This window comes from Paenibacillus sp. MAEPY2 (genome assembly GCF_000499205.1).
Taxonomy (GTDB): domain Bacteria; phylum Bacillota; class Bacilli; order Paenibacillales; family Paenibacillaceae; genus Paenibacillus; species Paenibacillus vandeheii.
Genome location: NZ_AWUK01000048.1, coordinates 1 through 24024, shown reverse-complemented (window position 1 = coordinate 24024; position 24024 = coordinate 1). Strand labels below are relative to the sequence as shown.

Annotated in this window: 26 protein-coding genes and 1 pseudogene; 26 read left to right on the top strand and 1 reads right to left on the bottom strand. The window is 41.9% G+C overall.

Annotated features, from left to right (window positions below; all coding sequences use genetic code 11):
* Nucleotides 1-3 precede the first annotated feature (3 nt).
* From P364_RS0130960 to P364_RS0130875, 16 genes are all read left to right on the top strand, one after another.
* On the top strand, nt 4-1275 hold the full coding sequence (locus P364_RS0130960) for a Gfo/Idh/MocA family protein (RefSeq protein ID WP_024633884.1): 1272 nt from the start codon (nt 4-6) through the stop codon (nt 1273-1275).
* 314 nt (nt 1276-1589) lie between these two features.
* Nucleotides 1590-2111 carry a GNAT family N-acetyltransferase gene (locus P364_RS0130955; RefSeq protein WP_029881436.1) on the top strand — a complete coding sequence of 174 codons (522 nt, stop codon included), beginning with the start codon at nt 1590-1592 and terminating at the stop codon, nt 2109-2111.
* A gap of 510 nt (nt 2112-2621) precedes the next feature.
* A complete protein-coding gene (locus P364_RS0130945; RefSeq protein WP_029881435.1) occupies nt 2622-3740 on the top strand; it encodes a GntR family transcriptional regulator in 1119 nt (372 codons plus the stop codon).
* 385 nt (nt 3741-4125) lie between these two features.
* Nucleotides 4126-5427, top strand: coding sequence for an ABC transporter substrate-binding protein (locus P364_RS0130940; RefSeq protein WP_024633880.1), 1302 nt, complete (start codon nt 4126-4128; stop codon nt 5425-5427).
* Between the two features lie 70 nt (nt 5428-5497).
* Nucleotides 5498-6433, top strand: coding sequence for a carbohydrate ABC transporter permease (locus P364_RS0130935; RefSeq protein ID WP_024633879.1), 936 nt, complete (start codon nt 5498-5500; stop codon nt 6431-6433).
* A gap of 17 nt (nt 6434-6450) precedes the next feature.
* Entirely contained in the window at nt 6451-7287 is an 837-nt protein-coding gene (locus tag P364_RS0130930) for a carbohydrate ABC transporter permease (RefSeq protein ID WP_024633878.1), read from the top strand.
* Nucleotides 7288-7720: 433 nt separating this feature from the next.
* Nucleotides 7721-8032 carry a hypothetical protein gene (locus tag P364_RS0130925; RefSeq protein WP_024633877.1) on the top strand — a complete coding sequence of 104 codons (312 nt, stop codon included), beginning with the start codon at nt 7721-7723 and terminating at the stop codon, nt 8030-8032.
* 224 nt (nt 8033-8256) lie between these two features.
* Nucleotides 8257-8559 (top strand): hypothetical protein, encoded by a 303-nt coding sequence (locus tag P364_RS0130920; RefSeq protein ID WP_024633876.1) that lies wholly within the window; start codon nt 8257-8259, stop codon nt 8557-8559.
* A 336-nt stretch (nt 8560-8895) separates the two neighbouring features.
* Nucleotides 8896-9294: a hypothetical protein gene (locus P364_RS0130915; protein WP_152532773.1), complete on the top strand. Its 399-nt coding sequence runs from the start codon at nt 8896-8898 to the stop codon at nt 9292-9294.
* Between the two features lie 309 nt (nt 9295-9603).
* Nucleotides 9604-10359: a hypothetical protein gene (locus tag P364_RS0130910; RefSeq protein WP_236642263.1), complete on the top strand. Its 756-nt coding sequence runs from the start codon at nt 9604-9606 to the stop codon at nt 10357-10359.
* A 184-nt stretch (nt 10360-10543) separates the two neighbouring features.
* The gene (locus P364_RS0130900) at nt 10544-11140 is read left to right on the top strand and encodes a chloramphenicol phosphotransferase CPT family protein (protein WP_024633873.1); all 597 of its coding nucleotides are present in this window, start codon (nt 10544-10546) and stop codon (nt 11138-11140) included.
* Between the two features lie 578 nt (nt 11141-11718).
* Nucleotides 11719-12051, top strand: a complete 333-nt coding sequence (locus tag P364_RS0130895; protein ID WP_024633872.1) for a DUF3139 domain-containing protein — start codon at nt 11719-11721, stop codon at nt 12049-12051.
* Nucleotides 12052-12351: 300 nt separating this feature from the next.
* The gene (locus tag P364_RS0130890; RefSeq protein ID WP_024633871.1) at nt 12352-12630 is read left to right on the top strand and encodes a hypothetical protein; all 279 of its coding nucleotides are present in this window, start codon (nt 12352-12354) and stop codon (nt 12628-12630) included.
* A gap of 136 nt (nt 12631-12766) precedes the next feature.
* A complete protein-coding gene (locus P364_RS0130885) occupies nt 12767-13807 on the top strand; it encodes an ABC transporter substrate-binding protein (RefSeq protein WP_024633870.1) in 1041 nt (346 codons plus the stop codon).
* Between the two features lies 1 nt (nt 13808).
* Nucleotides 13809-14585, top strand: a complete 777-nt coding sequence (locus tag P364_RS0130880; protein ID WP_024633869.1) for an IucA/IucC family C-terminal-domain containing protein — start codon at nt 13809-13811, stop codon at nt 14583-14585.
* Between the two features lie 109 nt (nt 14586-14694).
* The gene (locus tag P364_RS0130875; RefSeq protein WP_024633868.1) at nt 14695-16416 is read left to right on the top strand and encodes a helix-turn-helix domain-containing protein; all 1722 of its coding nucleotides are present in this window, start codon (nt 14695-14697) and stop codon (nt 16414-16416) included.
* A 254-nt stretch (nt 16417-16670) separates the two neighbouring features.
* Here P364_RS0130875 and P364_RS0130870 read toward each other — a convergent pair whose 3' ends face one another.
* On the bottom strand, nt 16671-16991 hold the full coding sequence (locus tag P364_RS0130870) for a hypothetical protein (protein ID WP_024633867.1): 321 nt from the start codon (nt 16989-16991) through the stop codon (nt 16671-16673).
* A gap of 103 nt (nt 16992-17094) precedes the next feature.
* Here P364_RS0130870 and P364_RS0130865 point away from each other — a divergent pair, with 103 nt between their 5' ends.
* The 10 genes and pseudogenes from P364_RS0130865 to P364_RS35755 form a co-directional block, all read left to right on the top strand.
* Nucleotides 17095-18483 (top strand): lipase family protein, encoded by a 1389-nt coding sequence (locus tag P364_RS0130865; RefSeq protein WP_024633866.1) that lies wholly within the window; start codon nt 17095-17097, stop codon nt 18481-18483.
* 1 nt (nt 18484) lies between these two features.
* Entirely contained in the window at nt 18485-18790 is a 306-nt protein-coding gene (locus P364_RS0130860; RefSeq protein WP_024633865.1) for a WXG100 family type VII secretion target, read from the top strand.
* A 461-nt stretch (nt 18791-19251) separates the two neighbouring features.
* A pseudogene (locus P364_RS38355) lies at nt 19252-19499 on the top strand (hypothetical protein).
* A gap of 65 nt (nt 19500-19564) precedes the next feature.
* Nucleotides 19565-19969, top strand: coding sequence for a hypothetical protein (locus tag P364_RS0130850; RefSeq protein ID WP_024633864.1), 405 nt, complete (start codon nt 19565-19567; stop codon nt 19967-19969).
* Nucleotides 19966-20238 (top strand): hypothetical protein, encoded by a 273-nt coding sequence (locus tag P364_RS0130845; RefSeq protein ID WP_024633863.1) that lies wholly within the window; start codon nt 19966-19968, stop codon nt 20236-20238. Before P364_RS0130850 ends, P364_RS0130845 begins: the two co-directional genes overlap by 4 nt.
* 361 nt (nt 20239-20599) lie before the next feature.
* On the top strand, nt 20600-21037 hold the full coding sequence (locus tag P364_RS0130840) for a serine hydrolase domain-containing protein (protein ID WP_024633862.1): 438 nt from the start codon (nt 20600-20602) through the stop codon (nt 21035-21037).
* Nucleotides 20952-22397, top strand: a complete 1446-nt coding sequence (locus tag P364_RS0130835) for a serine hydrolase (protein ID WP_152532772.1) — start codon at nt 20952-20954, stop codon at nt 22395-22397. The genes P364_RS0130840 and P364_RS0130835 overlap by 86 nt, the downstream gene beginning before the upstream one ends.
* A 125-nt stretch (nt 22398-22522) precedes the next feature.
* Nucleotides 22523-22816, top strand: coding sequence for a hypothetical protein (locus P364_RS0130830; protein WP_024633860.1), 294 nt, complete (start codon nt 22523-22525; stop codon nt 22814-22816).
* Between the two features lie 216 nt (nt 22817-23032).
* A complete protein-coding gene (locus P364_RS0130825; RefSeq protein ID WP_024633859.1) occupies nt 23033-23266 on the top strand; it encodes a hypothetical protein in 234 nt (77 codons plus the stop codon).
* Nucleotides 23267-23497: 231 nt separating this feature from the next.
* The coding region (locus P364_RS35755) for a tyrosine-type recombinase/integrase (RefSeq protein ID WP_161634856.1) at nt 23498-24024 on the top strand (527 nt) is incomplete at its 3' end.

Below are 24024 nucleotides of genomic sequence, written 5' to 3'. Positions count from 1 at the left end.
AATATGAGTCAACTGAAAGCAGTCCTGATTGGAGCAGGTGCGAGGGGAGCGGGTGGCTATGCACCCTATGCGCTCGATTATCCGCATGAGCTTACCTTCATTGCAGTTGCCGAAGCCGATCCAGTGAGGAGAGCAAGATTTGCTGAGAAGCACGGGATTCCGCCGGAACGCTGTTATGAGTCTTGGGAGCCCTTGTTGGCTGAACCTAAGCTGGCAGATATTGCGGTTATTTGTACACAGGACAGAATGCATTATGGCCCGACCATGCAGGCTTTGGATAAGAAGTATCATGTTATGCTGGAGAAGCCGATGTCACCAGATCCAAAGGAATGTCTTGAGATGGAACAAGCGGCCAGAGATAATGACCGGCTGCTGACGATCTGCCATGTGCTGCGGTACACACCGTTCTGGAATACAATCAAGAAGGTGATACAAGAAGGACGTATCGGAGAAATTGTCTCCATTCAGTTGAATGAGAATGTGGGTTACTGGCATATTGCTCACAGCTTCGTGCGAGGAAATTGGAACAATTCCAACACATCCAGCCCGATGATCCTGTCCAAGTCATGCCATGATATGGACGTGTTATCCTGGCTCGTGGATCAACCTTGCCTCAAGGTCAGTTCGTTCGGCTCTCTTAAACATTTTCATGAAGGCAATGCACCGGAAGGTTCCGCTGACCGATGCTTGGATTGTGCTGTAGAACCAGCCTGCGCGTATTCTGCACCAAGATTTTATTTGAGTGACCAGTTCAGGGGTTGGGCAGGACATTTTACCCAGGAGCTGACGAAACCGAATATCATACAGGGCTTGCGTGATACCGATTACGGCCGGTGTGTATACCGGAGTGACAATAATGTGGTAGATCATCAGGTCGTGAATATGGAATTTGAAGGTGGAGCTACGGCCATGTTCAGTATGTGTGGCTTTACATTTGAGCAGGAACGTAGAATCCAGATCATGGGGACTAAAGGAGAACTTCGTGGTGAGGAAGATCAAATCACCGTGTACGACTTTTTGACACATCAAAAAACAGAAATCACAATCCCTTCTCAAGCCAGTGGTCATGGTGGGGGAGACAGCGGCATTGTGAGGAATTTTCTGGATGAGGTGCGTCACTATAACGGCCAGGAGAGCCTGACATCGGCTGCGGCTTCCGTCCGGAGCCATCTGATCGCATTCGCAGCTGAAAAGTCACGGCTGAACGGGGGCGAGTCTATCGATCTGAATGAATATGCCCGTCAGCTTATGGTGAAGGAAGAGCTATCTAAATAATCAGCAGTGTATCGATAAGCTGCCCCTCAAGGTATGAATATATTTTGAGGGACGGCTTTTTGTTCGTTTGGGAGCTTGGCGGCGTAATGTAAAGAAAGTCGTTCTAAAGTCTCCGAAAGACGTCAGCTAAATAACCATCATGAGAAGGATACCGATCAACTTTTGTCGGGAGCCTTCTCGGCTAACGGGCAGGATAGCTCAATAATTTCGCGAATACTCCACATATGGAGTATTTTACGAAATACGTGAATAAGACGTTAGACAAAATTAATGCAGAGCGTAACCGACTTTAAGAACAAAGATAGGGGTGCACGATGTCTATAACTATTCGAACTGAAAATATAAGTGATTATCTTCAAGTCTACAATGTCAATTTCATTGCTTTTGGAAATCGAGAAGATGAAGCAAGATTAGTTGAACGAATAAGAGCAACACGTAATTTTGTTCCGCAACTTTCGATTGTTGCTGAAGAACATGGAAAAGTAGTAGGACATTTATTGATGAGCAAAGCCGAAATTATTGAAGGTGAGAAACGACATGAGGTAATTGTTTTAGCACCTATTGCCGTCAGACCTGATTATCAAAGACAAGGTATAGGTAAACAATTAATTCATGAAGGAATAACGAGATGTAAAGAACTTGGTTATTATATTGTATTACTAATAGGACATCCATCATACTATCCCAAATTTGGATTCAAATCAGCTCGACAATATGGTTTGGAATTAAATCAGTTTGAAGTTTCAGATGAAGTTTTCATGGTATGTGAATTGAAAGAAGATGAATTATTGAATATTAAAGGCGAATTGAAATATCCAAGTGTATTTTTTGAATAATTCAAGAGGGCATTAACACCATATTACTGCTGCGGGCCATTCGGCCCTGGGTCTGTCAGAAGCATTTCTAAAGAGGATTAAACAGGCAGACACATCGATCCCCCTAAGATAAGAGCTATCTAAGGGGGATCTACGTCGTGAATACAAGAACGTTATACGACAGATCGGCTCCAAAGACTTGTAAGTGATTTAACCGCAACGTCCTGTTGCTAGATGTTCCACATAATTCTGAAAGGGGATTCTAAAATGTATCTTTCTGAATTAGAAGTGGGTATTTTATCAAAAGACCAAATACATAAAATTTTGTTTGGAGATATTAGTAATGATCGAGAACATTGTGATTGCGTGTTTGTTTCTTCAGGTAACACAAGTAATGAGATCCATTCCGCTGACACAGTAGACTTGGAAAACTCCATGCCACAGAAGTTCGTCGGTAATCTGAGTAACTTTGCGAATTACTTCTTGTGTAATATACTTAGTATACTAATATTATGATGTCAGGGTGGTTTTGTGGAATTGCATTTATACGAGCAGATATATATCTATATTGTACAAGAGATTAAAGAAGGTCGATTAAAAGAAGGAGACCGAGTCTCTTCTGAAAAAGAGTTGGCTGAAAAATTTGGCGTCAGTCGTATTACATCTAAAAAGGCTCTGGAGAAATTGGCAGATTCTGGGGTTATCAAACGAATGCAAGGAAAAGGTTCATTTGTGGCCGATGGTATAATTGGAGGACAAGAACCGAAGCAATATTCAGAGGTAAGAACGACCTTGGTTCCTGAGGATGACAAGCGGTTAATCGGGTTTATTATACCCAATTTTTCTGACGAGTTTGGCCTACAACTTCTTAGATCGATGGAAAAGCGGAGTGCTGAGCATAATTATCAACTCATTATCAAGCGAACTTGCGGGGATCGGGATGAGGAAAAACGCGCGATCGACTTATTTATTGGTTTGGGCATCAAAGGATTAATCGTGACCCCCATTCATGGTCAACACTATAATTCGGAGCTGCTTCGACTTGTATTAGATCGGTTTCCAATTGTTTTGGTCGATAGATATCTAAAAGGAATTCCGGTTTGTTCGGTATACACAGACAATAAGAAAGCAGCCATGGATCTTACGCGTCATCTGATTAGCAAAGGTCATAAAAAAATTGCCTTTTTATCTCCGCCGGAAGAGAACACTTCAACATTGGAGGAAAGGCTGCTCGGATATACGTTGGCCTTCACCCAAGAAGGAATGAACTTGAACAAAGATTATGTATTGACGAACTTGAAGGGCACCCTTCCCATGAATATAAACGGAACAGCGATTGAAAGTGATAAAGAAACAGTAAAGCATTTTTTGAAACAACACCCTGATGTAAAGGCGTTTGTCGCGTCGGAATTTCTAATAGCTACCATGCTGGCTCAGGTCATCAACTCGATGGGGAAATCTCTGGAGGAATTCGAAATTGTTTGTTTCGACTCCCTGAATGATCACCTGGGTCAGCCCATCTTCACTCATATTAAGCAGGATGAGAAGCAGATGGGTGAATTGGCAGTGGATATGCTAATCTCTCAGTTGCATGGAACAGCAGTTCCCGAGCTGAACATTATTGAACATCGTATGGTCGTGAAAAATTAACAGGTACGGTTAATACAAGTGCAGCTCAACAAAAGCAAGGATATTGTTCAAAGTGTCGAGAAGTCCCCAGGGGCTTATCGGCACTTTTTTTAATATCAGAAATATAAACTTCGAAGCATCTATTTATATCTAATTATAGCCATACAGACATGAACATTTATGTCGTAATATTGCAATTGACACGCTTCATAATGTCATATTAATATACTTAGTATAACTAGTGGGTTTCTATAATCAATTCACTTCGTTCATCATTTTCTGTTTTTGATAGTTCATATCATCAATCTTGTTAGCGCTTACATAAATTGTGGATTTATCAGAAAATGAAGTGGATTCTATAGGAATTCAAGTTAAACTAATTCATTTAACTTAAGGGGGACTTTGAATGGGGAGATCCAAAAAATTTGCGTTTCCAATTCTTGCTTACTTTCTGGCTATGTTACTACTTCTAACCGCTTGCTCAACGAAGGAAGGCTCAGGCGATCAGGCCGGAGAGGGGAAAACTACGGTTACGATGTGGCATGGTCTTACCTCAATTGATTTAGATAATTTGAATAAAGTTGTAAAGGCATTTGAGGAGAAAAACCCTACCATCAAAATGAAATTAGTTTATACAGAATCCAGCGAGGGATCCGATCAGAAGCTGCTGACTGCAGTCGCAGGCGGCAATCCTCCTGACGTTGCACTTTTCGACCGGTTTAAGGTCGGTACTTGGGCTGCGCAAGGTTCTCTGACTGACTTATCCTCGATGGCAGCAGAATCCGGCATTCGTAAGGAAATGTATTATCCATTTGCTTGGGAGGAGTCCAGTTATCAAGGAAAGCTTTATGCAATGCCGATGGATACGGACTCTCGACTGCTATTTTACAATAAGGATCATTTCAACGAAGTAGGGCTGGATCCCAACAAACCACCACAAACGATCGCCGAGCTTGAAGCAGCCGCCGAGAAGTTAACCATCAAGGAAGGTAAACGTTTCAAACGCATCGGGTTCATTCCATGGTATTCGCAGGGCTGGCTGTATACTTGGGGATGGGCATTTGGAGGAGAATTCCAGGACGCTGCCACCGGCAAAATTACTGCAAATGATCCTAAAGTCGTTGAAGCGCTACAATGGATGACCGACTTCGGCAAAAAATACAATGTCGAGGATATTGCCGGATTCACAAGCGCAGCTGGCACGGAGGAAATGGATCCGTTCATTTCCGGTCAAGTCAGCATGAAGATAAGTGGAAACTTTACGGTGAAGGGTATCGAAAAATTTAAGCCGGATCTAAATTACGGCGTTGCACCGATACCGACTCCAACAGGAGCGGATTTTACGACTTGGTCGGGAGGCGGCTCCGCTATTATTCCTAAAGGTGCCAAGAACGTCGCTGCTGCTTGGAAATTCCTCGAATTCTTAGGGGAAGAAGATGGGCAAACGTTATTAAACGCTGACTCTCAAATTTCCGTTATCGATTCGGTTAACGACAAATATGGTTACAAGGACGATCCGATTATGAAAGAATTTATCAATATTTTACCCAATTCACATAACCGCCCGGTTATTCCTGAAGGACAACTGCTGTGGAATGAGTTAGCTTCCGCAACGGAAAAGGCTACCCGTGGTAACGGTACTCCGAAAGAGAACCTGGATAGAGTAACAGAGACTGTTAATAAGGCTTTAGAAAAATACGACAAATAGGGTGCTCGGTAGGCAGGGAGCGAACTCTCTCCTTGCCTATTAGTGAATGACAATTGGAAGGAGAATGCACATGGCGAAACTAGCCGATTCAGTTCAAGTAAACGCAATTCCATCGGCAAGAAAAAGAGCACTCCACAGAACTAACGTGATTGGGTGGCTGTTTGCTTCACCTTGGGCTATAGGGCTGCTATGCTTTTATGCAATTCCGATGCTAATGTCCATCTACTTCAGCTTCACAACTTACAGCATTCTGCAGCCTGGTGAATTTGTCGGAATGAATAATTATAAAGAGCTTTTCCATGATCCTCTGTTTTGGAAATCCATATACAACACGATTTATTTTACCGTATTTTTTGTTCCATTAAGTATATTTTTCGGTGTGGCACTCGCGATGATGTTGAATATGAAGGTCAAGGGTATGGCTGTATTCAGAACGATCTTTTTCTTACCTACTCTCGTGCCACAAGTGGCTCTGGCTGTTCTGTGGATGTGGCTGTTACATCCAAACTTCGGATTGGTTAATGGGATGCTAGCGCATATCGGTATAGATGGGCCTTCTTGGCTTGGTGGTGAGTCATGGTCCAAGCCCTCTCTCATTCTGATGTCGCTTTGGGGTATTGGGCAAGCTGTCGTTATCTACCTTGCTGGATTAGGAGACATCCCTGATGAGTACTATGAAGCGGCGCAAATCGATGGAGCTAACTGGTTTCAGAAAACGAGAAAGGTAACCCTGCCTTTGCTCACTCCCGTTATTTTCTACAACCTTGTCATGGGAATGATCGGTGCATTCCAACAGTTTACTCTTCCTTATACGTTGACCAAAGGGCAAGGAACTCCTGCAAATTCCATGACTTTTTACGTCATGTATTTATATGAGAACGGATTCAGGTATTTCAAAATGGGTTATGCCTCCGCAATGGCTTGGATCTTATTTATTATCGTTATGGCATTAACCGGAATTATTTTTATTACTTCTAAACGCTGGGTTCATTATCAAGGGAAATAAGGAGGAGGAAGTAAGGGATGAGTCCTATCGCTATCAAAAGAATCAATCGTGTGTTAGCCTATTTATGTCTAATTGTTGCTTCTGCATTTTTCATGATTCCGTTCATTTGGCTGCTTTCGACTTCTCTTAAACCACTCACACAAATCTTTACATTCCCACCAGAGTGGATTCCGCATCCAATTCTGTGGAGTAATTATTCCCGTGCCGTTGAGTATATCCCTTTCTGGACATATCTGAAAAACACGGCGATTATAACAATCGTTAGTACGCTGGGTGTGATCATATCCTGTCCCTTGGTTGCATATAGTTTTGCCAAGTTAGAGTACCGTGGGAGAGGTATACTTTTCTTTGTTACCCTCGCTGTTATGATGATTCCCGGACAGGTGACGATGATTCCTCTATTCCTGTTGTTTACTAAATTAGGTTGGGTAGGAACATCTCTTCCACTGATTGTACCCCAATTTTTTGGAGTGCCCATTTACATTTTTCTGTTGAGACAGTTTTTCATGGGACTGCCTGATGCCCTGCGCGAAGCGGCTCGCTTAGATGGCGCTAGTGAGTTCCGCATATATTTACAGATCATGTTTCCACTAGCCAAATCCGCCGTTTTAGCCGTGGCATTGTTTCAATTTATGGGGAGCTGGACTGATTTCATGGGCCCCTTGCTCTATTTAACCAATGAACCATCTTACACGGTTTCGCTCGGATTGCAGCAATTTCAGAGTCAAAAGGGATCCGAATGGGGTCTATTAATGGCCGTATCCACCTTGATGACATTACCTATTATTGTTTTGTTCTTTTTTCTTCAAAAGACGTTTATTAGCGGCATTACATTTAGCGGTATAAAAGGTTGAACATCATTTGTATGAATGAAGCTCCAGCGATGCGGAACCCCAGGGATTAGGACGGACCAAGGCAAAGATGGGATGCTGAATTGAGTAAACGTAAGGGAATTTGTAGATAACGATTGATAGGTCCGTTGAAAAAAAAGTTAATAAGCAAATAGGCAGCGATGTGTAAAACAGAAGCTGCCTTTTTGCGTACTAATGCATTCTGCATAATAATGAGGCTCGCGGGCAGATGGAACGTTAGTTTATTACTTTCTGGACCGACTCATAAGAAGCAACATGTCGGAGATGGAGGATTAGCCCTCTCTTCGTCTAATAATATATATGGGAACATTAAACGAATTCGTATATTTGCTCCTACGCAGGAAATGGGTGAATTCGTAGAAAAGATGTTATCTGAAATCCCCAAGAGTGAAAAAACATAAGGAGGTTGATTAACATGAAACAATTTCCAGTCATCTTTTCTTTCATATTTATTATTTTGGGAATTTGTATTATTACTATCTCAAAGATAATTGAAGAAGTGATTCCAAAGCTGGGATTTGCAGCATATCAGTCCGCAGCAGCCGGGTCTTATACTCCAGATAATTATCATGTGAACTTTGAGCTCAATTATTGGATCGGAGCTATATGTATTCTGAGTGGCATTGTTTATTTGATTAGTAAAACAAATTTTATTCAAAACTACATAAATGAAGTGAAGTTAAGAAACAAAAAATTTGACGAAAGAAATAAAAACAATCACGAATAAAAAAAAATAAAAAATCGAAAAGGTATATGTTAGCGATTCAAGAAGTTGAGCCATCAGATAACAATATATTCACGCTTCAGACCTAGCGGCCCTCGGCCCGACAGATGGATTTCGAAGAGGCAGGAGCTTGCCGGACTCATCTGACTACGTCGGACGTCGTGAATACAAGCACGTTATGTGAAACTCTTGAAATCCTGAAAAAACAATAAAGGAAGTGAGAAAGATTGATTAATAGCCAGGAAGTCATCAAACTTTTTTTAGAAGATGAGATCTCATCACAAGAACTTTATGAAGCTATATTTGATTTCATTGACTCCGTTCACATTCGTAACGGGGAGTTCGAGGGGAACTATTTCATCATTAAGAAGATGGATTTAACCAACTTTATTATCTATCCAGAGAATATCAATCCAGATGAAAACCATAGAGAAATTCCATATAGTACTTCAATTTATAAAGAGAACTTGCTTAAAGAAATAAATGAGCGGGCAAGAGACAATAAATACATATTAAAACCTAGAAACTAGAATAGGTAGCATTAATTCAGGAGAAGTTGATGCAGTCGGGCAGCCCAGCATTCGCTAATTTGCAAAGTGGAAAGGGGACTTTTGGAAACAGGAGACAAAACCACAAATATCGGATGGAGAACGGTTGACGAGGTCTATGATTGGATGGTTGAATCCAAGGCCGTTTTCAGATGTTGATCGCGCAGGGTAAGTACTAATTGAAACACAGGTTTGGAAAGGAAATTTAGGTAGACTGTAGATGTAAGGAGTAAGAATTGTGAATAAAAAGAAAAGAAGTCTATTATTGCTATCATTATACTTGTTGTCGTAGTATTTAGTGCTATATGGTATTTTAAAGTGGGTTATTTATTAAAACAACCAGAGATGCCCGAAGCAAATACTGAAATTCAGACCAAAATGGTTGATGGTGGTACGATTAATTTACGAAATGCTGATTACACGGAAAGTCAAATAAAGGTTGGGTATGAAGTGAAAGGGTTCAGTTTGAAGGAGTATAATATTTCTTGTAAGCTTTATAATGACGGGAATTTAATTTCAACTTCTGGCTCAACAGGTGGAGGATTGATAGAACTAGACGAAAAGCATTATTACCTAATTGGTAATGAGAATATAAATCAAATTGATCTGCCTGATTCTATAAATCTAACGGCGGAGACTATAGTGATACCGAATGATTTTAGACAAAAATCGATAGTTTCATCATTTAACGTAAGCCTTGATAAACAAACGCAATAGATTGTAAGGAGGAGATGGGGCGTTTGGTTTTATCAATCGTCGCTATTTGACCGCTATAGGGATAGTCTAAACCAACAGTTAAGATTGTGATGAAAACCTTAATTCAAATGGTACTTCTTCTCCAATATACGTTTGTTCCAACAGAGATCAATAATATGAACAATACGGAGATTCGTACATATTTCTTTTTGAATACAGACATTATCTTATCTTCGCTCCGTTAGATTTAGTTTTCATTGTTCAGAGAGGAACCATTGGGGCTAGAGCAGATGAGGATCAAGATTACGGAAGAATGGAGAGAGTGGTAACTTGGTTGAACAGAGAGAGGGAATGGTACAAATGGATCAGCAGGAGTATGGGCGCTATTTGTTAGCACTGAGCGGAGAAGAAATAGAACCAGATGATGATATGGAGGTCGAAGCAGATCATCTCTACGGCTTTTTTCAAGGGTTCATGCCATCTGGAACAGGTGTTGAACGTGTGTTTGAGCCGATTCCGGACGGCCAACGTTTTTGGGATAGAATACGTCCGATCTATGAGATGTTGAATCCAGAGGACTTCGCTGGCGAATATGTGCCAGGTTATTTCAACGGTGGAAATGAGGATGCTTCCGAAGGAACGTTGCGTGGTCTGGGGGAGGAGCTAATTAAAAGATTGAAGAGCCTGTTCTCCATAGTGCCCGAGAAAGATGTAGAGGCGGACTCAGCGAAGGAAGCATTCCGGGCTTTGGCATGTGTAAAGGAGGCCGTTGTATTGCCGCCGGGTGAAATTGGCAAGTTAGAGCAAAGACTGATTCAAGGCACGGATGAAGAAGATAGCGAGGTCGTTTACGAAGCGCTCGGAGAGCTCATCCGTTCACGTAGCGATTACAGCGAAAATATCGAGCTATTGAACGAAGCGTACTATTCCATCGCTTGCGATTATTGGGTATCCTATTATTTACAATGGCCCCGCTATCAAGGTTTACAGGAGGCGGATGACTGCCTGTATCCTTTCTTTGAGCTATACCGTTATGGCTATAATCTTCATTGGACTCAAAATAAGCTATTTATCGGCAGACGTTAATAACCACTACAATTGTTTTGACCGAACTTCTAAAAAGGATACGAAGCAATAGGGAGGATATTCATTGTCAGTTAGAACACCATGGTATTAGCACAATTCAGTGATTTACAGGCCAGCTTAGACTTAGCAAAACAACAATGTGATCTGAAAGGTACTGCCAATTTTAATGATAAGGGTGATTAATGTGGAACGAGGACTCATTATATTTTTGAACGGAACGTCAAGCTCGGGGAAGACGAGCATCGCGGTGGAATTGAAAAATCAGGGAGAGATACCATTTCATCATCTATCTGTAGATCAATTTCTCCATAATTATGATCATTTCATTGATACTACATATCCAGATATGAAACCAACAAGAGAAGTGGAACCCCATGTGATGACAGATATCCTTTTTGACCCGATTGCCTCGTTATACTACGCAACGATTAAACTGTTTTCGGAGATGGGTTTGAATGTCATCGTGGATACGGTCATCAGCAATGACAAGTGGTTTAACGGTTTTTATGATTTGCTTTCGGATTATCCGATATTGTTTGTAGGTGTACACTGCTCGAAAGAAGAACTCACCAGAAGAGAGCAGAGCAGAGGAGATCGCGCGATTGGACTCGCCCATTCTCAGTTTGACTATATATACTCCTATGATGAATATGATCTGGAAGTGAATACGGAAGAGCTAAGCTCAGCTGCATGTGCGGAAAAGATATTAAGTTATATAAATTCTAGTCAGGGATACTCGGCATTTAAGAAGTTAAGTAGGAGAGAGATTAGTGTTTCATAGAACATGGATGCCTCAGATCACACCCTACGCATAGAGACTATTGCCTATTTGATCCTGAGCCAGGTTAGAAATGAACTCATAGATATGACTTCTGTTACGTGGAAGAATCCCCACCTCGTCCTGCCTGTTGTCGATTCGCTTTTAATTTAAATAATCCTGTATTAATATATATAAATTTACAATTCAAAAGGCCTAATGGCCGTGGTGTAGAAGCTGCTAAATGGGCGGTATACAATTACAAAAAGGCTACACAATACCTTATTCAAATCGACTCACCCCTAGATAAACTTAGTCCAATCTATTGTTCCAAATTTATATGGAAAGCTTTTTACTATGGAGAGGGTTTTGAGATTTCTGATAAAGGTAAAATCGGTGATACTAATTTTTTTGTAACTCCTTCAGCGTTTACTAAGTCTAACCATTTTGTTTATACAACCTCTTTTAAAGCTGTACGCAACTAATTATGAATAAAAGCTACACAGAAACTCTGACTTTTCAAAAGTTAAAGAGTTTCTTTTCTTTAGAGATTAAAGTTGGTTTGATAGAATTAATGCCAATATTACCGTTAGGAGGTTTATATGAAAAAAACGGGAAGCATAAAAATGAATCTGAGTGGTGCTATAATTCTAGTCTTATTATTAATAGTCGGTTTTTATGTATTCTTACAGTTCAAATACAATTCTCTTGAAGCAAGCCTAAAAGAACACCTTATAAATGTCGAGGGATATAAAGAAGAAGAAATTGTTAGTATAGAAGCTAAGTTAAGCTCTATGCCTAAATATCCTGTATACGTTGTATTTTCAGATGATCCAGAAACTAAATATATCTTTACGGATGGAGATGGTGAGGTTCCGAAGTGGCATCAATTAGATCCTAAAACTCCTCAACGTTTAAAAAAAAGCGAAGAGTAATTATTCAGTTTGATAAAGCAACGGAAGGTTGTCTGATTCCTTATGGAATGGAGAAGAACCTTCCTTTTTTTATTTCAAATTCTCGGTGAAACGATAACTAGTTGAAATAGAGGGTAGTTTCCCGAATGCATGAAAGTGCTATTCTCAAAGAAGACTCTGGTCAATTCAATTAAAATGCTCCTGTCACTATCAGCATAATTATTTTTTGTTCGCTAATTTATTATTCAAAACGTATCCGTATGAACTATTATATTCGTAGTTTCAGATACATCTTGAAATGATGGTAAGGAGGGCAACTCTATGAATCCAGAAGATCATATCCAACACATGTTGCAGGCGATCATTGAACAAACACAAACCATCATAAACGACACTCATAAACAATCCTTCGGTTCTCTGGAATATTTCCTGGGACATATTTTAGAGTATCGCGATGAAAAGTATTACCTGACAGACGAGTGGCATATCCGTACACCGCGCTGGCTAGGGGAGTATGGAAATACGCCAGAGGAAGAAGAGCTTCTTTCAGACATTTACCGACTGCAAGCGTATATCGCTGAGAAATTAAAGGGCGGATAAGCGGCTGGTGATGTCGCATTAGTCCGGCTCAAATGTCGCAAAAGTACATGGTAACGCGATATGCAGATCGTATATACTCTCTTTATGTTTCGATAATGAAAATCATTATCAGTATTATACATAAGGGGGATTCATCATGAATCAAGGAACAAAGGGGCAAGCGACTGGAAGGAAAGCTTATGTTGCCCACAAATCACGATTATTCATGGGCTTGATGCTGGCCCTTATTCTTGTCCTGACGGCTTGCGGTGCCGGTACAGGTACAGATAGCGGTAAACAATCTGCGACAACGCCAGCGGATACACCTGCGAATGCAGAAACTCAGACTGCTGGAGCTTTTCCTGTAACGATCAAACACATGAAGGATGAGCTGACGCTAAACGAGAAACCAAAGAAAATTGCGGTGCTTGATGTTAAGTTTCTGGATCAAATGTTAGCTGTTGGCGAGAAGCCGGCTGGCAGTGTTATCGCTGGAGGCAACACCGATTTTCCAGAATACTTAGGCGATCAGCCGAGTGACGTACAGGTTCTGGGTACACGGGACGAGCCTAATCTGGAAGCCATTGTAGCCTTGGACCCGGATCTGATTATCATGACAGACTTCCAGGAGAAACAGTATGAGAATGTAAGCAAAATTGCACCTACCCTCGTACTCGACTTCTATGAGGATTGGCGTGACACGTTAGCCACGGTCGCTAAGATTACAGACAAGCAGGACGAGGCAGAGAAGGTGCGTAAAGCGTATGAGGACAAAGTCGCTGGACTGAAGGCGAAGCTGTCAGAGAAAATGGGAGATGAAACGGTAGCTCTTATTCGTCCAAGAAAAGAAGGCATTCGTGTTCACGGGATCGAGCATCGTACAGGCGAAATTCTGTATCATGATTTGGGCTTAAACATGCCTGAACTTGTTAAGGAGATCAAAGATGATACCTCTGTTGAAATCTCAATGGAGAAGGTTCCTGAGATTGGGGCAGATCGTTATTTTGTGCTGTCGGATGAGCTATTTGCGGCAGAGGCAGAGGCTATGGTGAGTAATCCAGTGTGGAAGTCCCTTGATGCTGTGAAAAATAACCGCACGTATGACGTAAACTCAACACTGTGGATTGCATACTACGGACCTCTTGCGATTAATCTTATTGTAGATCAGGCATCGGAAGCCCTGCTCGGATCGAATTAATATGAACCCGTATTTCTCGACAGACTTATGGAAAGAGACGGTTGAGGATCATTCGATTTTGCTTGGTGAGCCGCCTGAACATAGCGTCCGTACCATTGCTCTAAGTGAGCTGCATGACGAAGCGGCATGCCGAGAGTATATCAGTTGGTTACAGGAGTACATCGATGCGCCTGACATGAAGGTTGCCGCTTCGATGTTAGCCAAACGGATCGGTTATCTGTGGACGGCTCCGCTGGTGACCGCGATGACTTTTCATCATCAGCATGTTTCGTTTCAGCTGGAGAACAGCTTTCTCTATCATCCGGCGCTCTCAGATCATGAGGGCGGCACACGTTTTCCTTTTCTAGCGGTGAACGGGCTTCAGGCAGAAGCACTAACAGGGGACAGGGCAGTGTGGCGGGAAAAGGTAATCGAGGAGATGTTTGCGGTACAGCTTACACCGCTGTTAAAGACGCTTGCTGCGATTGCTCCACTTTCAATGAGTATCCTGTGGGAGAATATTATGGTACGCATTGGGCCGCTATATACTCATGATGCAGACGAGGTAGAGCAGGAAATTCAGCACATCCAGGCCGATTTTTCATATCTGACGCAAGGAGCGCCCGGGCATGTGTTCGGTGTAAAACGTAATCCCTTGACCCGCTTCACAGACCATAAGGACAACATTCCAGTTGCGAAAAGCGAGCGTATCACCTGTTGTTTTTATTACCAGATGTCAGGGGGATATTGCCGCAAATGTCCGAAAATTGACAATGAGAATAAATCTCAATTAAAATGACAACAGCTTCAATTTTACCTTTGCTATGGGCCTGTTTGTATATTTATGAGTTAAGCCTAATCAGGTGATTCAATATAGCAAAGGATGCTATTGTCAGGAGATGAGAGAAATGCCGCTGCAAGAACAGACAAGTGGTTGGAGTGATACGACGATCAAGATGCTTGACGGGTATAGCGGTACTTTGCAGACAGGCAGTGTTCTTAGCGAAACAGAATTAAATTCAAATGTGTTGCTGCTGGCATGCGGTGGGGAAGGGGAGCTTGCAATGAATGGTGAGGTTTGCCACCTTGGAGCTTCTTTTGCTGGTCATGTGGTTAAGGGCACATCCTTCACGCTGACGGCCAGATCAGACGAACTTTATTATATCGTGATCATGTACAAGGCTTCTTCCATGGAAGGAGCCTCTCATGCTATACCCTCATATCGCAAACACCCACTGCAAACTTCGTTTATTCAGAATCCTGTGACTCAAGCAGAATGGATTCAGAATGCGGAAAAAATCGTTGCCAAATGGCGTCGTGGCGAAGGACTGGAACGTTTTCATGCCAATGCGTTGCTCCAGGGAATGATCTATGAACTGATCATGGAGTATGAATGTGGTCAAGGCGGAGCAGAGTCCGACATGGTGGATGTTGTCGTGTCATATATATCATCGCATTATCGTCAGAATCTGGAGCTTAAAGAGCTGGCAGCCCTCGCTGGATGCAGTGTAAGACAGTTGCAACGACGATTTAAACAAGAGAAGCAGCTGGGACCGATGGAGTACGTCATCCAGCTGCGGATGGAGAATGCATCGCGGATGCTGCATCATACGGATGCTTCCATTGGGGAAATTGCTGACAGAATAGGCTACCGCGACATGTATTACTTCAGTAGGGCGTTTAAGAAATATTATGGCGTCCCTCCGCTGCGTTATCGGCTTGCTGCCGCTTCGGAAACAGATGCAAACTATGCTCATGCCTTGCTGCGGAATCGATTGGCTTCTTCGTACGAGTCGGACCAAGGCCCGGTGATATGCCATATGCGAGGTGAATATCAAGTGACTGAATCACCACAGCGTATCGCCGTGCTGGATGTTCAATATGCCGATCATTTGCTCGCGCTTGGATTGTCTCCAGCAGGAAGTGTAGGATCGGGAGGTGCGGTGGTCAATTTCCCTCAATATATCAGAGCAGGACTTCAGGGTACCGAATTACTCGGGACTTATGAGTACCCTAATCTGCTTGCGGTGGAACAATTATTACCGGATCTGATTATCTGCACTGAGGTGCATGATCAGCATCATGAACGGTTAAGTCGAATCGCTCCAGTGATTATATTCAAGCGTAATGAGAGCTGGCAGACCATCCTGAGTCTGTTCGGTGAACTGACTGGCAAGCGGGCAGAGGCCAAGCGAATACTTGCGGATTATCATCGACGTACTGCTTTGCTGTCCGAAGAACTGGCTCCGGTACTGGCAGGTAAGAGTGTGGCACTGATCCGTCCGCTGGATTCTCTCGTTCGGGTTCACTCTGCTGCTCATCGTACAGGTGCTGTGCTGTACCGTGATCTGGGTCTGCCTGTTCCATTATTTGTGGCGGACACTTCCGACACGGCCTATCATATCTCGGTTGATAGACTACCGGCAGTACAGGCCAGTCACTATTTTTTGCTTAGTAACGAAATGATGCAGGAGGGCATATCCGCGACAGAACAACGTGTCTGGGGGATGTTAGATACAGATGAGCGACAGCAAATACACTCGGTAGATGCCGCGACATGGATCTGTTGTTATGGGCCGACAGGTATCAATGGGATTGTGGATCAGATCGAGAAGGCGTTGTTGGGATGAGGGGGAGTTCTGCTGTAACTCCCTCTATTTTTGTATATTCAGAATTCATCGGATTAGTGGATAACTTCTTTAAACAGAGGTTTATCATGTCTTAAGAACACAATCATTCTATTATGTAGATCGCATTTGTTTCTTTATTTTATTGTTGCGGGGAACGTTGACAGGAGTAATTGACAAAAGATACAATCCATATATTCCCTATAGTTTCAATAGCGTTTAATATCGATTGATAGTTTAAAAATAACTTCAACTCTCTATTTGGAATTTGATTTTTTGGATATTCCTTCAGGAAGCGATAGTGTCTCGACACTTAATGGATCGTAATTTACCAGAACAAATACCTTCTTTTTCTTATCGCCTTCAATGTAGCCATGGAGGCCTAACGAATTGGATAGATCGGGAGGAGAGAATTTATACTCCGTAAAACGAACGGTTACACCGTATTTTTCGAGAATATAATTTGCAGCGAACTTCTCGGCGGAGGATACAATCATCTTTTCTTCTTCGGAGGCACATGCTCCAAGCAAGAGTGATGAGATGATTAAGATTACAAACAAGAAGATAGGTTTTCTCAAAAGGGACACCTCTACTTTCATAGAATGGTATTAATATACTATAAAGATTGAATTATCACTAGTTTACATAATCATATCGGAATGTTCAATTCAGGAGGTATTTATGCGGAACGATTACATAAGCGACGAGTTGTATCAGAAAATATCTAACCTTGCCTACCAGGACAACGTTTCTGCCGGAGCACCACTTAAAGATGAGGGAGATTATGCACAATGGAAGGTCATTGAACCTGAAGGTGCCGAGCTCCACAATAAAGTGTCGGGTTTCGATTCCGTCATCCTCCACAACAATCAGACGAATCAGATTGTCATCGGTTACCGCGGAACAGAGCCAGGTGGGAGCTGGCTTGGGAGAGCAGCCGATTACGAAACAGACGTGTTCGATGTTTTAGGTGGACGCACCAGAGAACTGGAGGATGCCGTAACTGACCCTAATCATCATAACATTTTCAAGAAAAGCTTTATTCAATCCATTAAGGACGATATCGATTGGGAGAATAACCAATTTCATCAGGCGGAAGTGCTTTATGAACAAGTCAAAGCAAAATATCCTGACGCAAGTATCTCTCTTACGGGACATTCGCTTGGAGGTGGTTTAGCGCAATATGTGGCAGCGCGACAGGATTTGTCTGCCATGACATACAGTGCTCCGAGTGTAACCAATCTGCTGGACGATGCAAGCTTGGCGAAAGTGAACGAAGGTTACTATGATAAAAAAGTGGTGAACATCGTTCAGCCAAACGATTCAGTAGGTGCAGGAGGACTTTTTGAATATGACAGACATGTTGGCAGCACGTACTACAAAGGCCAGGATTTTGACTCGGCCAATGCGATGTACCAAAACTGGAGGCTGCAATTCCAGCTCATGGTGCCGATTCGTCCGATGGGGCCCAGCGGCCCGTTAGTCACATACAATTTCCCAATTGATATCGATCTGGACAAGTTTCAGGTCGGTAATATTGTTCGATTGATGGACTCGTTTTCCAAAAAAGAAGGCAAGGGATATCACTCGATGAACCAGTATCAGTTTGATGAACAGGGTAACTTGGTCGGTCCACTTATCGATCGCGCAACAGGAAAACAAATTGACATCTCACCACGCTGGAATGCTTATCAGGAATCACGGATGGCTTTGTCAAACCTCGTTGGCGGGTTGGTGGCCCCCTTGATTGCGGCTGCATCCAATGGAAAGTCAGGTCAAGGTGGTGGCACAATCCGACTAACGCCGGAGGAATTGGCACAGGCAGCCAAGGAAATGCGCTTTAGTCTGAGCGGGTTTTCCAATGATGCACAAGCTTCCATCCGAATGTTCGAGGCTTATACTTCCACAAGTGAAAGCCATTCCTTCACGTCAATTGCTTACGAAGCTACGGCGACACTGGAACGAATTAACCGTTGGTATCAGGAATCCATCAGCGAGATTGCCGAGTACATTGAACGCAAGCACGAAGATTTCGTTCAAGCAGACCAGTTCTTAACGGGAGGTATTTGACATGGGAAGAATATCGGTATCTTTATCCGATCTGAGAAGAGCCGTTCAGCAATGTGAGCAGTTGCAGGAGCGCTTAGTGCAGCAGGAGCAGAAGATGCGTTCAATACATAGTAGACTGGAGCAAGATTGGGCAGGAAATGCTGCCACAACGCTAGGATTCAAAATGCAATCTTTCCTGAACGGGACATCCAGCCGAATGGATGAATTGGAGGCGCATAAAGAAGCATTGCGCCGATACATTCACAGGATGGAGGAAGCTGACCGGGAGGACTTCAGAGACCGGAGGGAGCACAGCATGCTGAGCTGAGATATCCGAACAGTGGTATGCAGATTCTGCTGCAACAAAGATCGGCACAGGGTTGTAATGAAGAAAGCCTGAATGTCAATCCACGAATTTATGACACTCAGATGATGTTGCGGATCGATCACAATGCTAGTGTGGGCGTTTGCTCCTTCGCATAGCGTCGGTACCTTGCCTTAGATATAGCGGTGGTAGTTGTTGAAGCTATTGATGTGTTAAGTCGTAATGAGAAGGAACAGATCCTTTCTTAAAATTAAAAAAACAAAAGAAACCGTTCCGTAGTAAATGGAAGTGAGAGCAACCATATACCAAAGGAGACGGTTTCTTTGTACATTTTACATACTCGAGTGAGGATACATTGGACTAGGTCGGGTGTTATGAATAATACAGGAATGATATATGAAGTAAGGGGTATATGTTAAAATGATAAAAAGTTGAACTAATTCAAATAACAGAAGGTATAACACATGAAATGGCAAGAGGTTAGAGGATTGTTCCCTGACCAATTTGTTCTGGTTTCTATCATTCATTATCATGAGGAAGATAACAAGATGAAGTTGCACCAATTCGTACTGTATCAGAAAAAGATGCGAATAAAGAATTTTTTCGAGTAGAGCCTGGTAACTTTGTATATCATACTTCGAATCAAGACTTTGTGATTCATCTCCGTAAAGATCCATTAATGAGAGTGAGACGTAATACGAATGAAAATTAACTATGATAGACAAGGCTTCAATCATGTTGTTATAGGAAAACTGGAGATGGGTGGTAGACAGTCCTATGAACGAAAAAGCTAAAGGCAAATTAAAAAAGCAATTTCTATTCATCGTTCTATTTATTTTTATAATCGTAATTCAAGTAACTGCCAATAACTTAGTATATCATCCTCCTGCATGGACAACTGCATTATCAACTTTTTGCTTTATTACATTTTGTATACTTGGCCTTGTAACATACATTGATCTCAAGAAACAAGAGCAATTCAACACAATTGGACAAATAGTAGAGGTGAATAATAACATCGTAATAGTCAAAGGACTGGGAAGAGGTAATACCAAAATTAAAATAAATGATAGTCACATCGTGAAAATGATGCAGCCAAATGAACTGATTGAAATAACGAGATTAAAATATTCAAAAATGATAACGAAAATAGTATATAAAGACCAAGAGATCTATCCTTGATCAAGTCATTGAAGAGGGAGGTATGGGATAAAGTTTCTAAAGTGTATGAGCGTATGCCAGGGTGGATCGGTTATAAAAGTGGGATTCCGTATTGGTTCGGGTCTGAAGAGGATGATGTTTTTATTGAGGCATCCGTAGAGCCTAGTGGGTTATCATTTTATGCACAGATGAATAATGATGATTGGACTTCTTGGATAGAAACGTTCAAATTGGAAGCGTCAAAAATATTAGGTTTTGATGTTGGTGAACCAGAAGATGGATATATGTGATGAATGAAGGATATTTATAAGAAAGAATAATGCGAGTAAAGTCGTTCGTTCCAATGGATTATTTTATAGGTATGTTGATCCGGATGCTAACAACGAAGGAATAATCACATTACATATCGTTTCTGAGGAGAAGAATTCGAAGGCTGGACAAAAGAATATATAAGATACAGAAGAGCATTAACACCAAAATGGACCGATGAGATCATCACGCCCAAATTAATAGGTGAAATTCTCCGACCTCTCTCCTGAATGGAGTGTAATTGCATTTGAGAATAACCTTGATTCATGCGGACTCTTTTGAAAACGCATACGTGAGAACAAGAGTATGTAATTAACATTTAAAATAAAAGGAGAGAAGCTAATGCAAATGAATCGTGGATATCACACTGTAAACAAAGTAATCGCTTGTGTTCTATCATTCATATTTATCATTATGGCAATAGCGGTACCTGCTTACGCTGAAGAAAAACAGGTTGAGGCTACACCATCCAGGATTCCTTTATCCAAGTTAGAGGAAACGATTGATGCTTATGTTGCCTCGTATGAGAAGTATACCGCTGCCGTTTCGGTTGTGGCTATCAAAGACGGTGAAACTATTGTGAATAAGACATATGGCTTTGCGGATATTGAGAATCAGCGAAAGGCGGATACATCCACTGTTTTTGAATGGGCTTCCATCTCTAAACTGTTGGTTTATACGAGTGTGATGCAGCTTGTTGAACAAGGAAAACTTGATCTGGAAACGGATATCAAAGAATATCTGCCAGAGGGATTTTTCAAAAAAGCTGAAATACGATGAACCGATTACCCTACTGAACCTGATGCATCACAATGCGGGTTGGGAAGATCAAACAGCGTCCGAAGTGTATTATTACGACGAGATTGAAAATTATGATTTAGGAGAAACGTTGCGTAAAAATGAGCCGAAACAGATATACAAACCGAATAGCGTCGTTGGTTATTCAAACTATAGCGTTGGATTAGCCGGTTACATCGTGGAATTGGTAAGTGGGCAACCTTATTATGAATATGTTAATCAACATATTTTTGAACCTCTTCATATGAATGACACTACGGTTCATCCAACGGGGCAAGATCGTCCAGACATCGTGCAGAGAAGGAATGAGGTTGAAGGGTATACGAAAGATTTGAAACGGATCCCTGAGAACAGAGTATTCGTAACGTTCTATCCTACAGGGGCAGCGATCGGGACAGCAGAAGATTTAGGAAAATTCCTTGCAGCGCTGATGCCTGTCGATGATAGCCATGTATTATTTGCGAAGAGGGATACGTTAGACGAAATGTTGTCAACGAGTCTATATTATGACGAGACTTCGATTCCTCGGTTTGCGCATGGATTCGTTGAGATGGAATACGGGGTACCTACGATGTTGCATGAAGGGAATTTAAAAGGATTTTCAAGCAAAGTTGTCTTTGATCCAGAATCCAAATTTGGAATGGTGGTCATGACAAACATTGCGTTCGAGAAAATTTATTATTATGGACTTATTAGCAAAATCTTCGGTAATAGTACATACGTTAATTCAGTCACTTCTGAAGGAGGATATTTTCAATCCGCACGACGGGCAGCCGCTAGATTTACTGATTTATTCAGGCAGCTTGATATAACCAAATTTTCAAAAGCGGAGTTAAGTAATCTATATAATGTTGTCGAGCATAATGGGGTTATTGAGAAAATTTCCGTCACTCCTTACATGGATTACTTGCCTGTATCAAATTTAAAAGTGAACTTAATTAAGATATCTCTTATTCCTGCTGCGCTAGCCATCATTTTCAGTATATGTGTTTTGATCGGCTATCTAATCCGTATGCTTCTTAACAAACTACATAAACGAGGAAATCCTCGAACTAATTTTGATAAATATCATCTTGCCATTCATTTTGCAGGCGTAGTACTGCTTATTAATCTTTTCATCATACTTAGCAGACTACCAAGTTATCCTGCTTATTCTTCGCTACGGATCAATTTAATGTTTAACCTACTTTATGTGGTTCTAGCATTCGCGTATCTTGGCTTGCTTATTTACAAACTGTGGAAGAGCAGTTACAGCAAAAAGCAAAAGATGATGTACATTATGTCTGGCATTTCGGCTTTCATCTTGGCTGCTTTTGTTGTGGGTTGGCATTTGTATATGTAGAAGGGCAGAAGCTAAATGGGTAACTTAAGCATTATTGATAGATGCCATGGTTAGACTTCGTAATGCTAATCTCAGGGTAAGAGATGTCAAAGGCGAGCTATTCATAGAGATAAGGTGGTCACAGAATGGAAATTAAAATGCTGTTTGGCGTGGGGTTAGTCTTCGATACACCGGAATTCGGAACCATCGTTATGGGGGCTAATGAAGAGTTGGATGAACTACTGCCTTCGACAATTAAAGAGATGATTGGTGAACAGATTATCATCAAAAAAACGGATGGGAAAGAGCAAGTATTTGAAGTTGTTTCTACTCAAATTAACCATTCTATAGCTGGCAAGAAGAATATCGGTATATGTTTGGGAAAAGGGATTTCCCCAGACGAAGTACCAGCTGGTTCAATCGTCTACTGTTATCCATGAGGACAGATTGATCAGTAGATATGCTTTGTTGAAGCTACATGGAGTGGCAGTTTTTTTATTGTACTGGCTGTGCCCATCTTTACTTTTAAAGATCATATATGTTCCGAAAGCATCGGAAGGTCATCTGATTCCCTTTTTGGGATGAGGAGAGCCTTCCTTTTTATTTCTCAAAATTGCGGAGAAAGACATAGACTCAAAAACAAAGGAGAGTTTCCTATGAACGATGATACTACAACCACAGAAATGATAACCATAACTAAAGGCTCCACTCATTCACTGCATATTCGTTGTCCCTATAACTCTGCATATATTCAGCGCATTCGCCAGATTACGGGCAGAAAGTGGGAACCCAAACAGAAAATGTGGATCATACCCTACACTATTGTGGCCATCCAGGAGTTTACGAGCCAGTTTGATCCAGATGAAGTTGAGATTACTTCATTGGGTTGACAATGAAGAACTGCAGCAATGGAAAGCTAATAGGGGAAACAACCAGTGGAGCAAAGAACCGTTACAGAAGGCGCTAAAGTTACGAGGATATAGTCGCAAAACGATAAAAGCGTATTGTAATCAGGTCGAGCGTTTTCTAAGCACCTTAGCCTTAAAAATACGGATGTCACTACTTCCAAAGTTCAGATGTATTGTTTAGGTTTGCTGGAGCGAGGAATTTCCCATTCAAGCGTGAATCAGATCATTAGCGCGCTCCGCTTCTATTGCAAACTTGTGCTCCATTATCCTACGGATATCCAGTATATTCGTCCCAAGAAGCAGACCAAGCTTCCACAAGTGATGTCCGAAAAGGAAGTTGCACAATTATTCAAATCCGTAACCAACCCTAAACATAAGGCCATATTGTTTCTGACCTATTCTTCCGGGCTTCGTGTAGGTGAAGTTGTGCGTCTGCGTTGCACCTATCTGGATATTGAAAGGCAGACACTCATTGTGAGACAGGGAAAGGGTCGAAAGGATCGGAGAACGCTTCTTTCAAGCCTCGCCTGGGATATGGTGGAGAAATACATAGATGAATACAGACCCAATCGTTGGCTGTTTCCGGGGCAATCTTCTGATCGACATCTTACTGAGCGGAGTGTGCAGAAGGTTTTTGAAGAAGCTAGACAACGCGTAGGAATTATGAAAAGGGTAAGTATTCATGAGCTGAGACACTCCTTCGCCACTCATTTGCTGGAAAACGGGACAGACCTGCGCTA

Coding starts and splice junctions, on each gene's coding strand:
- P364_RS0130850 (WP_024633864.1), top strand. CDS start 19,565: ATGAACGAAAAAGCTAAAGGCAAATTAAAAAAGCAATTTCTATTCATC.
- P364_RS0130865 (WP_024633866.1), top strand. CDS start 17,095: ATGCGGAACGATTACATAAGCGACGAGTTGTATCAGAAAATATCTAAC.
- P364_RS0130890 (WP_024633871.1), top strand. CDS start 12,352: ATGAATCCAGAAGATCATATCCAACACATGTTGCAGGCGATCATTGAA.
- P364_RS0130925 (WP_024633877.1), top strand. CDS start 7,721: ATGAAACAATTTCCAGTCATCTTTTCTTTCATATTTATTATTTTGGGA.
- P364_RS0130840 (WP_024633862.1), top strand. CDS start 20,600: ATGCAAATGAATCGTGGATATCACACTGTAAACAAAGTAATCGCTTGT.
- P364_RS0130825 (WP_024633859.1), top strand. CDS start 23,033: ATGAACGATGATACTACAACCACAGAAATGATAACCATAACTAAAGGC.
- P364_RS0130830 (WP_024633860.1), top strand. CDS start 22,523: ATGGAAATTAAAATGCTGTTTGGCGTGGGGTTAGTCTTCGATACACCG.
- P364_RS0130875 (WP_024633868.1), top strand. CDS start 14,695: ATGCCGCTGCAAGAACAGACAAGTGGTTGGAGTGATACGACGATCAAG.
- P364_RS0130935 (WP_024633879.1), top strand. CDS start 5,498: ATGGCGAAACTAGCCGATTCAGTTCAAGTAAACGCAATTCCATCGGCA.
- P364_RS0130930 (WP_024633878.1), top strand. CDS start 6,451: ATGAGTCCTATCGCTATCAAAAGAATCAATCGTGTGTTAGCCTATTTA.
- P364_RS0130860 (WP_024633865.1), top strand. CDS start 18,485: ATGGGAAGAATATCGGTATCTTTATCCGATCTGAGAAGAGCCGTTCAG.
- P364_RS0130940 (WP_024633880.1), top strand. CDS start 4,126: ATGGGGAGATCCAAAAAATTTGCGTTTCCAATTCTTGCTTACTTTCTG.
- P364_RS0130885 (WP_024633870.1), top strand. CDS start 12,767: ATGAATCAAGGAACAAAGGGGCAAGCGACTGGAAGGAAAGCTTATGTT.
- P364_RS0130960 (WP_024633884.1), top strand. CDS start 4: ATGAGTCAACTGAAAGCAGTCCTGATTGGAGCAGGTGCGAGGGGAGCG.
- P364_RS0130955 (WP_029881436.1), top strand. CDS start 1,590: ATGTCTATAACTATTCGAACTGAAAATATAAGTGATTATCTTCAAGTC.
- P364_RS0130880 (WP_024633869.1), top strand. CDS start 13,809: ATGAACCCGTATTTCTCGACAGACTTATGGAAAGAGACGGTTGAGGAT.
- P364_RS0130895 (WP_024633872.1), top strand. CDS start 11,719: ATGAAAAAAACGGGAAGCATAAAAATGAATCTGAGTGGTGCTATAATT.